General features: G+C 56.2%; 6 protein-coding genes and 1 pseudogene. 1 reads left to right on the forward strand and 6 read right to left on the reverse strand.

What is annotated here, in order from left to right; all coding sequences use genetic code 11:
• Positions 1-24: 24 nt before the first annotated feature.
• Positions 25-123, reverse strand: a pseudogene (locus KJW29_RS36885) (FtsK/SpoIIIE domain-containing protein); the annotation flags it as partial.
• 107 nt (positions 124-230) lie between these two features.
• Here KJW29_RS36885 and KJW29_RS21940 point away from each other — a divergent pair.
• The gene (locus tag KJW29_RS21940) at positions 231-5,423 is read left to right on the forward strand and encodes an S-layer homology domain-containing protein (RefSeq protein ID WP_214626191.1); all 5,193 of its coding nucleotides are present in this window, start codon (positions 231-233) and stop codon (positions 5,421-5,423) included.
• Positions 5,424-6,051: 628 nt separating this feature from the next.
• Here KJW29_RS21940 and KJW29_RS21945 read toward each other — a convergent pair.
• From KJW29_RS21945 to KJW29_RS21965, 5 genes are all read right to left on the reverse strand, one after another.
• On the reverse strand, positions 6,052-6,654 hold the full coding sequence (locus KJW29_RS21945) for an SGNH/GDSL hydrolase family protein (protein ID WP_214626192.1): 603 nt from the start codon (positions 6,652-6,654) through the stop codon (positions 6,052-6,054).
• Between the two features lie 113 nt (positions 6,655-6,767).
• On the reverse strand, positions 6,768-8,381 hold the full coding sequence (locus KJW29_RS21950; protein WP_214626193.1) for an extracellular solute-binding protein: 1,614 nt from the start codon (positions 8,379-8,381) through the stop codon (positions 6,768-6,770).
• A gap of 70 nt (positions 8,382-8,451) precedes the next feature.
• Positions 8,452-9,330: a carbohydrate ABC transporter permease gene (locus KJW29_RS21955; RefSeq protein WP_246608326.1), complete on the reverse strand. Its 879-nt coding sequence runs from the start codon at positions 9,328-9,330 to the stop codon at positions 8,452-8,454.
• An 18-nt stretch (positions 9,331-9,348) separates the two neighbouring features.
• The gene (locus tag KJW29_RS21960) at positions 9,349-10,299 is read right to left on the reverse strand and encodes an ABC transporter permease (RefSeq protein ID WP_214626194.1); all 951 of its coding nucleotides are present in this window, start codon (positions 10,297-10,299) and stop codon (positions 9,349-9,351) included.
• A 5-nt stretch (positions 10,300-10,304) separates the two neighbouring features.
• Positions 10,305-12,071 (reverse strand): right-handed parallel beta-helix repeat-containing protein, encoded by a 1,767-nt coding sequence (locus tag KJW29_RS21965; RefSeq protein WP_214626195.1) that lies wholly within the window; start codon positions 12,069-12,071, stop codon positions 10,305-10,307.
• Positions 12,072-12,149 lie beyond the last annotated feature (78 nt).

A 12,149-nucleotide genomic window follows, 5' to 3' on the forward strand; every position in this document is an offset into this window, starting at 1 on the left:
TGGCTGCTCCGGATGCTGGGCGTTCAGCAGCTGCAGCTGAGCCGATGAGCGAACACTAAGCAAGGAAGTGAGCAGTGTGTTGACAAATACCGACTTGCCGGATCCTGTCGCCCCGCATACCAACATCATATAAAACCACATGCAGTTTGTCCGAATAAACACATGTCTCGTTGCGATATCCCAATGCTAAAGTTAGAGGTGAACGACGAATCTTAGGAGGGACACTCAACATGAGAAGTATGATTTATCGCCGGAAGCTGCTGGCGGCGCTGGCCTGTTTGGTCGCGCTTATGAGCCTGCCTTTGGCTATCAAGCCGGGGATCGCGGAAGCGTCGACCCTGCTGCTGCAAGAGCATTTCGACGATGGGCCGTCTGCGGCATGGACCGTCGAAAGCGGACAATGGAGCGTCGAAGAAGGGGCAGCTCCCGTATTGTTTTCGGATGATTTCGAAAATGGAAACGCTGCCAAATGGAGCCTGAACGGCGGCAGTTGGTCACCCGTAACGGACGGCGCCGCCACCGCTTATCGGCAAAGCGCCGGAGGCGCTTCCGAGTTGGCGGCAGGCGACGCAGCCTGGACCGACTACGCCTACGAGGCGGATATCAAGCTGCTGAACGGAGCAGGCGCGATGATGGATTTCCGCTACCAGGACAGCCGGCACTTCTACTACCTGTACATGAGCGAATCTTACATTCGCATTATGAAGCAGAACGGCGACGTTCAGAGCTGGATATCGGCCTATGAAGGCCCCTCGCTGCAAACGTCCGCTTACGTGGGGATCAAGGTGGAAGCGATCGGCAACACCTTCCGCGTGTATCGCAACGACGAATTGGTGCTGACCGCAAGCGACGACGATTCCCCCTATCTATCGGGCCGAATCGCGCTCGCGACCTGGGATACTTCCGTCGAAGTCGATAACGTTCGCGTGACCGGGACGGGCATCAACCACGTGTTTGCCCAGACTGAAATGACCGGCGGAACCGTCTATGCCGGAGAAGCTTCCTGGAGCCATTACGAGCTGAAGGCGCATATTGCGCTCGAGGAAGCCGGACAAGACGGCTCGGTCGGCATTCTCCTGCGGCGGCAAATTTCGGGGGACGGCTATTGGATGAGATACAGCTCAGGCGATGGCGCGGCGCAGATCGTCAAGCGTAGCGGAGACTCGGATATCGTGTTGGCAGAGACGCCGTTCTTCATGGCGCCCGGTCGTTCTTATGACTGGCATGGCGTGGCCGCCGGCGATAAGCTGGCGCTGCACATTGACGGCGCCAAGCTTCTGGAGACTTCGGACTCTGCATTCGCGGCCGGCGGGGTTGCCCTGATGACGCTGCAGGCGACGGCAGGCTACGACAACGTTACGGCAAGCCGCGTAACCGTACCGGTGGATTCGGACGGCAATACCGTCTATTATGTCAGCTCGAGTCTGGGGAACGACGATAACGACGGTCTGACCGAAGGTAGCCCATGGCGGACGCTGAGCAAAATCAATAACGGCACCTTCCGCGCCGGCGACCGGATTCTGCTCAAAGCAGGCGACGGCTGGAACGAGCCGCTCGTGCTGCGCGGCTCCGGCGAGCCGGGCAACCCCATTGCCATAGGCGCTTACGGCGACGGGGACAAACCCGTTGTCAGTTGGAACGCCCCGAACGGCGGCAGCGTCGTTACGGGCTACAACCTGAGCCACTGGGTCATTGAGGGGCTGTCCGTTCATATTATCGCGTCTTCGGGCCAATCCTGGGACCGCATTACGGCCGGCATACAACTGCATTACGATAACTCCACCCTCCATCGGGACGTCAGGATACAAAACAACGACGTATATAGCGACACCTACGACAGCAACACGAACGGCATCATGATCTCCGCGATGGTTCCCGGGACGGACGGCAAGGAAGTGGCGCGCGACCTTACGATCGCGAACAATACCGTCCACGACGTAGCTTGGTACGGCATCACGACGACAGGATGGGATGTCGAAAGGAACGAGGAGCTTCGCTCGCAGCTTCTGTACGGCAACGTCAACGTCGTCGGCAACCATGTCTACCGCACGGCAAGTCAAGGAATCGTCGTCCAGAACGCCCACGATTCGGCGATCGAACGGAATGTCGTGCATGACGGCGGACTCGGCACGGACACCTGGGGACCGGGCGGTCTATGGTTCATCGCCTCCCGCGATTCCGTCATCCGTTTCAACGAGGTCTACAACATGAAGGACGCCTCGTCCGGCTACGACGGTGCCGGCATCAACGTGGACTGGTATTGCGACAATATTACGGTTCAGTACAACTACGCGCACGGCAACAAAGGCAACGGAATGACCACGATGAGCAACAACGGCGCCAAAATCATCCAGAACCGCGTGGAGGGCAACCAGGCGCAGCAGTCTAACGGTAGAGGGCAAATCGCGCTGGGCAACTTCACCGGCAGACCGGATCTGTCGACCGGACTTCACAACGTCGTGGTTGCCGGCAACATGATTATCGTCGATGTGGACGGCACCGGCGCGGTCAACACCGCCTCCAATCCCCATGGCACATGGACGGGCAACGAAATACGGGACAACAACATCGTCATTCGGCCGAATCTGGTCAGTGCAGACGTATTCAGCATCGGACCGAATACGATCGTCAGCGCGATCGATGGCAACCGCATTTACAGCCCGCAAGCGTCCTTCCGCTCGATCCTGAACGGGAACGCCTACGATACGCTTGCCGCCTGGCAGGAAGCGACGGGGTACGACCTTGGCTCTAGCGTCCGTCCGCTGGACGAAACCGCGCCTGCGGCAACGGGCAATCTTGACGCCGCGTTCGACCGCTATGTGCAACTAAGCTGGACGGCACCGGAAGAGCAAAGCTCAGGCATCTCGCATTACAATATTTATCGCGACACGCAGCCTGACTTCGAACCGGCCTACGCCAACATGGTCGGCGAATCGTATACTTCGTCTTTCGAGGATCGGGAAAACCTGCAGCCGAACACGACCTACTACTATAGGGTAAATGCCGAAGGCAACAATGGTTATTTCGGCGAAGCTTCCGCGGTTACGATCGTCACGACGGGCGACGTCATTCCCCCGGTCGTCAAACCGTCTCGGGTCAGCTTCCTTGCGCCGCGGGACGGCGATTACATCACGACCGCCTCTATGGCGACAAGACCGTATTTGTCCGGCATCGACGATATCCGCAAGGTGGAGCTCTACGTTGACGGACGCCTGACGCGGGAGTTGCAGGCTTCCCCGTTCGCGGCGACGCTGGACGGCTTGGGCAATGGAGAACATGCGCTTCAATACCGCGTGTACGATGCCTCGGGCCTCGTGCACGAGTCCGAGACGATTACGATCGAGAAGCAGACTCGGGCGCTCAGAAGCCTTTATGCCGAGAACGCGCCGCTTATCGACGGAGATCTAAGCGAATGGGATGCAGCCGCCCCGGGCTTCACGATGGACAAGCAAGATCAAGTCAGAGAGATCGAAGCGGGCTTCATCAACCGCTGGTCCGCCGATGTCTTGACGGCGAAAGGTTCCACACGTTGGGACGAAAACAAGCTGTACTTGGCCCTCGAAGTTCGGGAAAACGAACATCATCTGCCCATCTCAAGCGCGTCCGATCTGTGGAAGGGCTCCAGCATACAGATCGCAGTCGATCCCCAACGCGGCAGCAAACCCGGCGCCAAAGGCTATACGGAGCTCGCCTTCGGCTTGACCGACGGGGGCAGCGCGCTGGCATACCGTTACCATGCCGTAGCTGGCAAGACAAGCGGTCCTTTCACCGCCGGAGAGCTTGCGGTCGTCCGGGACGAGACTGCCGGCGTAACCCGCTATGAAATCGCGATTCCGTGGCAGGAGCTGCTGCCGGAAGACGTTATGGCAGCAGCAGGTTCCGAACTGGGAATCTCGATATTGGCCAACTACAGCGACGGAACCGTCGTCAATCCCGACAGCTCCGATGCCCGCAACGGCTGGATCGAATACAACAGCGGAATCGGCGCAGGCAAGTCGCCGGAGTTGTTCGGCTACCTGCTGCCGATGCGCACCGCCTTCGCCGCTCCGGTTGCAACCGGAAGCTCGGCGGCAGACGGCACCTTATCCATCCAATGGACAGCCTCGGACGGCGCATCCGGCTATGCGGTACGTTACGGCACTTCAAGCGGAACGTACACGACAACCGTAGATGCAGGCGGAGCGACCAGCTTGAGGCTCGCCGGCCTTTCGCTGCCGCAAACCTATTATGTTAGCGTGCTGGCCTACAATGGCTATGGCGAAAGCATCGCTTCGAACGAGTTGCGTCTGGCAGCCGCCGTTTCCGGAGGTTCCGGTACCGATAGCGGGATCGGTGGAGGCAATGCGGGCGATAACGATGGCGACGGCACCGGACATGGCGCAGAGGGCAAAAACGTCGTTTCCGTAGCTTTGGCGGAACTGGATGCCGACAATCCGCTCAAGTTGAAGCTGGAGCGGGCTTCCTTATCCATCCAACCTTCCTTGCTGCGCGAGCTGTTGCGACTGGCGGGGAGCACCGACGGAGCGAGGCTGGAGGTCTCTGTCGTTCCGCTGGAGAATCAACCGAATATATTCGTGCCGGCAGCCCAAGACCATGCCAAGCTTAAAGCGGCCGGCCCGCTCTTGCGGATCGACATCGTTGCGGTCAAGGCTGACGGCGAACGCGTGGAGGCGAAGCCTGCTCGCGGAGACGCGATCTTGAGCCTGCCATTCGACGAAAGTCTGTCCGTTGACGAAGATTTATTAGGACTATACGCTTATGATCCGGACACCGGAAAATGGTTGTATGCCGGAGGGAACGTCGATGCTGCCGACGGATCCATAACCGCGGCCATTTCGGACAATGGCGTTTACGCCGTTCTGGAATATCGCAAAACGTTCAACGACGTTCAAGCCGCTCACTGGGCTATAAAGGCGGTAACGACGTTGGCCGCCAAACATATTGTATTCGGCATTAACGATACCGATTTCAAGCCCGGCGGCCAGACGACCCGCGCCGAATTTACCGCCCTGCTCGTGCGGGCCCTCCAACTGCCCGCAGTCCGGTCCACCGCGTTCGCGGACGTGGTGCAGGACGCGTGGTACGCGGAGGCGGTCGGAGCCGCGGTCGAAGCCGGCATCGTCGCCGGGCGCGGCGAACAGCGTTTCGCGCCGAACGAGCCGATCAGTCGTGCCGAGATGGCCGCAATGATCGTGCGGGCGATCGGCCTGCCGACAGGCGGTACGGCAGACGCCGAAGTTGCCGGCTATGCCGATGCCAACGACATTCCCACCTGGGCGAGGCCGTACGTGACCGCCGCGAGTGAAGCTTCGCTGATGCAAGGACGTGCCGGCGGGATATTCGCGCCGCTAGCCAACGCCACGCGAGCCGAGGCCGCGCAACTCGTCTACAATCTGCTCCGCGGGCTGTCCCAAAAGATGTAAAAATAATAGCGAGACAGTAATGCACACAGTTCACACAGTTAGACACGAAAATGGTCGGTCAGGATACCACTCCTTGACCGACCCACTGCAACACCCCATAGGCGTTGTTAACGACTATGGAGCTCGTAACAGCAACAAATACATCCCATAGGCGTTATTAACGACTATGGAGCTCGTAACAGCAACAAATACACCCTAAAGGCGTTATTAACGACTATAGAGCTCGTAACAGCAACAAATACATCTTATAGGCGCTATTAACGACTATGGGGCTCGTAACAGCAACAAATACACCCTATAGGCGTTATTAACGACTATGGGGCTCATAGCAGCATCAAATACACCCGATAGGCGTTTTTAACGACTATGGGGCTCTTAGCAACAACAATAACGACGTTGCGGCTGCCGAAGGTAAGGCCTTGAGGTCGGGTGGCTTTAGTTCGCTCACAATTTGCTCAAAAAGGCGGCAATAGACCAAAAGCCAGAAATGGCGGTGAAGGGATAACGCCCTAGCACCGCCATTTCTTCATATTTGACGTTTCATACATCAAATGAGCTATTTCATCAAGCGAGCTATCATACTTTTGAGACAGCTCCATTTCTCGTGGGTATGAGCTGCTACTCCTGGTTACGCCAATCCGCAAGCTTTGAGCCAGTTCAGCGCGATCAGCCAGTTGCCGGTTGAATTCATGTGCACCTGGTCAAGAGTCAGAACTTTGCCATGCTGCTTCCGCAAATAGTCGTCGAATTGCCGGTTTTGCGGCACCAGTACGGCATTGAAGCGCTCTGCCGTTTCACGGATGACCGCATTGTAAGGCTTCAGCCGATCGTTTTTCCCGTCATGCGGATTCTCGGATATAATCGTGGTCTCCATCAGGATCAAGGACGCCCCGGTCTTCTCCTTCGTCTCCGTCAGCAGCTCCTCGTAGGCGCGCCGATATTCCTCGATGGATACTTCCTTCCATTCGTCGTTGATGCCAATCGACACGGTCAGCCAATTCGGCCGCATCGCGATAACATCCTCTTGCCAACGCGCCTTCAGATCCATAATCGTCTCGCCGCTGACGCCCCGATTATGGCATTGGAGCTTCAACTCCGGATGCCGCACGTACAAATAATCCCGAATCATGCGGACGTAACCGCCGCCCAGCCCTTCGGGGTCGCTTTCCCTTCCGCAATCGGTAATGCTATCTCCAATAAACAACAACTTTTGGTCTTGTCCCAGCTCCATGTCTCTTGCGCTCCCCTACGTTCGCTTATTGTTTTTCTGTCACTTGAATCGACACCCGCGACTACAGGAAAAAATCCGGACAAACTCTTGTGTCCGGATTTTTCCTCGCCCGCTTAGCGTCCTTCCGCTTCTGCTTGCTTATTCGTTTCTTCGATGACTTTGTCGCCGCCTTTGGACAACCAGGCTTCCTTGAAGTCGTCGAATTTGGCGGAGACATCGCCCGTTTCCACGATCAAGTTGACAATCGATTCGTTCACGAAATCATTAAGTTGATTGGAGAGGCTGGGATCCAGCGTCTCTTCGCTGATATTCAGGTAAGCGAGCGGATTCGGGACGGCATAATCGCCTGTCGATCGAGACAATGCAATGATGTCTTCCTTGTTCGGCGTGCTGTCCGGCAAGAAGTCGGTGTTCCAGGATACAAGCGCCTTCAGCGAAAACGCTTTATCCTTGGAGCGGTCTTCATCCGACATCAACGGAGCAATCGCGTCGCCATCCTTCTTGTAATGGACGCCTTCAACGCCGTTCAGCATCAGATCTTGTCCCTCGTCCGACAGCAGATAGTCCAGCAGTTCCAGCGCTTTCTTCTGCTTCTCTTCGGAGATGCCGGAGTTAATCGACGTCACGCACCAGAAATTGTTGAAGCCATCCATGCGCTGCTGGCCCGTTGTCCCTTTCAACGTACCGACCCAGGTGAATACGGATTTGGGATCCCGATCGGGGTAAGCTTGCTCGAATTTACCGTAAATGTCGTTATACAGCGTAGCGTTGGCGTTATGAACAATCATGCCGACCTTGCCGGTGACGAACTTCTCGATTTTTTTGTCGTCTGTATTCAGCATAAATTCGGGATCTAACGTTTTGTCCGCATACATGGCGTTCAAAAATTCGATAGCCTGTTTCGTCTCGTCGGAGATGACCTCCGGCATCCACTTACCGTCCTTCAACTCCCAACGATCCGTGCTTGTGTCGAAGGCGTTGAAAATCGGATATTGCCACCAAACGCCACCGGAGCTGGATGTGTACCCGTACGTATCCTTTTTGCCGTTTTCGTCGGGATCGCCATTCGCGAACGCGTCCGCGACTTGCTTGAATTCATCAATCGTTTGAGGCACCTGCAGCCCCAGCTTATCGAGCCAATCCTTGCGGATCAGGATGTTATGGCCGCTGACCGCCGTTTTGTCGCTGCCCGCTTCGTTGTAGACCGGCAGAGAGTAGTGAATGCCTCCGGTCGTTTTGGCCAATGCTTCAAAGTTATCGAGCGACTTCTGAATATGGGGATATTGATCTCCGTAGTCGGAGATTGGCAGCAGCATGCCCTCTTTGATCCATTGACGGTATTGCACCGGACGGTCAATTCCGTAAGAGATGAACACATCCGGCATCTCGCCGGACGCGATCATGACATTCAGCTTCTCCTCCCAGTCGTTCCATGAGGCCGTAATCGGCTTGAGCTTGATATTCAGCTTCTCTTGCAGCTTCTGATAGATGATCGAATCCGGAGCGTCGGCTCCTTCAAACATCCAGCTGAATACGGACAGCTCCACCGGAGCTGCCTGCTGCTCCGACCCGTTTCCTTTGCCTCCATCCGTCTGCGATGTATTCGCCGACGGCGTCGCGACGCCGTTGTTATTGCCGGCGCAGCCAGCCAGTAGACTTGCCGATGTCAATACGGCCAACACCGGAATCATCCATTTTCTTCCGCTTATTTTGTTTGTGCTCAACATGCTTGTCCAACTCCCCGTTAATTAGTAGAATAGCAAGCCCCCGCATAAGGTTCAACCTGCAAAAGAAGGTTCAACTTTTGATCGAACCGATCATCACCCCTTTCACGAAATGCTTCTGAATGAACGGGTACACGATAATGATCGGCACGACGGAGACGATGACGACGGCGTTCTTGATTGTATCGCCCAGCATAAACTCCTGGCTGACGTAGCTGCCGCCGCGGGTCAGCTCCATGTTGTTGTTGATCAGAATATCCCGCAGCACCATCGCGAGCGGCCATAGATCCTTGTCGTTCAGGAACAGCATCGGCGTATACCAGTTGTTCCATTGTCCCACCGCTATGAACAACCCGATTGTCGTCAAGGCGGGTACCGACAGCGGCAGAATAATCCGGAAAAAAATCGTCATATATCCCGCGCCGTCGATTTTCGCCGATTCCTCCAGCTCCAAAGGAATGTTCTGGAAAAACGTTTTGAGCACGATCATGTTGTACGTGCTGATCGCCGCCGGAATGATCATGACCGCGAGACTATTGACCATCCCCAGACTTTTGATGAGGAGATAATAGGGTATCAATCCTCCGCCAAAAAACATCGTAAAAATAATATACATAAAGATAAACGTTCTGCCCGGCAAATCCTGCTTGATTAGCGGATATGCCGTGATCGCCGTAATGAACAGCTGATACAGCATCCCGGCCGCCGTGACGAACACCGATACAAGCAAGGCGCCGACCAACGTATCTTTGGAGAACACGTATTGGTACGCTTCGAAGGTCGGCCGCTGCGGGAATAGATAGATAACGGAGCGGATGGATTCTTCGTAGGGCATGATGGAGCCGATAAGCACATGCCAGAAGGGATACAGCGTCACGGCCGCCAGGAGCAGCATAAATAGAATGTTTAGGGTATCGAATATCGTGCCGGAAATGCTTTTGGATCTAACCACGGACCGTTGTCCTCCTTTCTAATAAATGCCTTGTCCTCCGATTCGTTTCGCCGTCCAGTTGACGATTACGAGCAAGGCGAAATTAATCAGGTTAAGGAATAGTCCGATTGCCGTCGCCACGCTATATTCGCTTTGCGTCAGGCCGATACGGTAGACGTAGGTGTCGATGACGTCGCCGCTCCCGTACACCATCGTGTTGTAGAGATTGAATACCTGATCGAAGCCCCCGTTCATCATGCTGCCGAAATTCAGGATGAGCAGTATGGATATAATCGGGAGCAGACTCGGAAGCGTGATATGCAAAATTTGCTTGAAACGGTTCGCGCCGTCGACCGTCGCCGCTTCGTACAGATCGGGATTGACGCCTGCCAGCGCGGCCAGATAGATGATCGTACCCCATCCGACCTCCTTCCAGATGCCGGAGAGGACGAGCAGCGGACGAAACATGCCGTTGCTGGTCAGAAAGTTGACGGGATCGCCGCCCAAAGCGATAATCGCTTTGTTGACCAATCCTTCGTTCGATAGCAAGGTGAATATAATACCCGCGATCGTCACCCACGAAATGAAATGAGGCAAATAAACAATCGTCTGAATCGATCGCTTGAACAGCCTGTTCCGCACTTCATTCAGAAGGATCGCCAGCACGATCGGAGCCGGAAAACCGAAGGCGAGGCGAAGCAGGTTGATTTCGATCGTATTGCGGAATACCTGCCAGAACTTGTCGGTACGGAACAGCTTCTCGAAATGTTCGAAGCCTACCCACGGGCTGCCAAGAATGCCTTTGGTCACCCAGAAGTCCTTAAACGCGATGGAAGCGCCATAGATCGGGATATAGTGGAAAATAAACAGAAACGCGACGGACGGCAGCACCATGACGTACAACATCCGGTATTTGAGAATTCGGCGCCATACGTCGTTTGGAGCCTTAAGCGGCTTAGCGGTCTTCGGATTGGCTATCTTCGCTTGCATCTCCTTCACCCGACTTTCGGAAATCCGTGATTGCCGCGAATCTCCACCGAACCCGCCGAATCGGCTTCGACCCATATGCGGTCATCGGCGGCAGGCGCGACAGCTATGCGGCGATTATGCTCGATGACGACCTCGCGGCAGTGGCTCGCCATGATCGTTCCCTGATACAAGCTGCGGTTCGGCACGCAGTTGGCATCGCCATCCCGATCGCTTTTGGACGGGCCCGCGTTAGGGTTGAGCAGGGCATTGCCGCGAATCGCCACCCGCTCGCACGAGGAGACGAAAACCGCTTGCTGAGGGCAATCCACGATGGTATTGCGCTCGATCGCGATGTCGCGGAAGATAGGGTAACGGGTTCTGCCTTGCTCCAGATAGACGCCCATGTAGATGACGGCCATGCTCCAATGGTTGACGTCGCAGCTCTCGATCCGGTTGTTCCGTATCGTGAGATTATCGACGCCGAAACCTTCCGCCCAGCGCGCCTCCGCCCCGCATTCGATCTGGATGGCGGGCCCCTGGTTGCGATAGAAGTAATTATGCTCTACCAACCCGTCGGAAGCATGCAGCAATGCTCCCCTAGCCCGGTTATGGTGGAAAAAATTGTGCCGCACGACATAATGCCCCGAATTGTAGCGGCGATTGAACAAAATCGACTTCGCCGACAAGTCGCCCGGCAGGGCTTCTCCGAACGTCAGCACGCAGCGCTGTCCGCGCTCGTCCCAATCCGCATCGGCAACCGTAGCGGTGACGCCCGTTGGCGATAGATCGGGATGCCGGAACTCCACCGGATCGCCCGGCGCGAAGGGATTGCGCCATGGAAATACGTTACCGATCGCGATGCTCCTGGAATCCAATCGCTCGAAGTTCTGAACGGAATTATCGTGAATATTAAGGCAATCGTCCCCGTTCCCGCTGAAATAGCAATATTCCATAAGGAACGAGCCGAGCGAGTTGCTGATATGGCAGCCGTCCGCCGTCGCCGAGATGCAGCGTGTCGTGCCGGGCCGCTTCAGGAGACGGCAACGCGCAAGACCCCAATGACGCTGACCGCCGGTGGCTACGAAGGCGTGACCCGGCGCGCCGTATACCGTCACTTCCTCCAGCTTCAGATGCTCGTTCTCGTGCAGTTCGAATGCGGGGGCGTCATACACGTAATGCCGCACGATGTAGGCCTGACCGCGATTCAGGAAGCGGAAGTTCTCCGGATCCGGCAGCGCGATGCGCATGATGTTGCCGCGTACCTCCAGCACTTCGCCCAGCACATTCCCGCCGAACTCGCGCCCCCATTCGCAGCCCGGGGTCAGCGTTCGAGGATTCATCGGATTCAGCGTGCGGATGTCCAGCCCCGCTGGAACCGACTCGTATTCGGGGAACGCCAACTCGAACCACGACGCGTCTTCGGACACTCGCTCCACGACGCCGATGCTGGCCAGCGGGCTGAGATCCCAGTCCCAGTCCACCGTCAAGTTGCGAAACTCCATTCGCCGGCAATGCCGGATCGCGATAAACGCTTCAGCCGACCGAAATACGAATTCCGCGCCGCCCCCGTCGAACCGGAAGTCGCTTAATTCCTCGAATACCGGGTGCTGTCCGGCGCCGAACCGGTAGACGCCCGGTTGCACGAGTAACTCGCCGATCCCTTCATTCTTGCAATGCTGTATAGCCCTCCGCATCGCGGCGCCGTTGCAATCGCTGTCCGTGCGTACTCCGAATTCCTCCGCACGGGCTTTTCGGCCCGATTCTCCCAAAGGCTTCATGATCGTAATCTCCATAGTTTCCTCCTGTGCGTTTGCGTTGCTTTAGTGGATTAGGGTGTTTATTAAGCTGCTCTATTTGTTTTTATTGTGCCA

It is taken from the genome of Paenibacillus agaridevorans (genome assembly GCF_018604145.1).
GTDB lineage: Bacteria > Bacillota > Bacilli > Paenibacillales > Paenibacillaceae > Pristimantibacillus > Pristimantibacillus agaridevorans.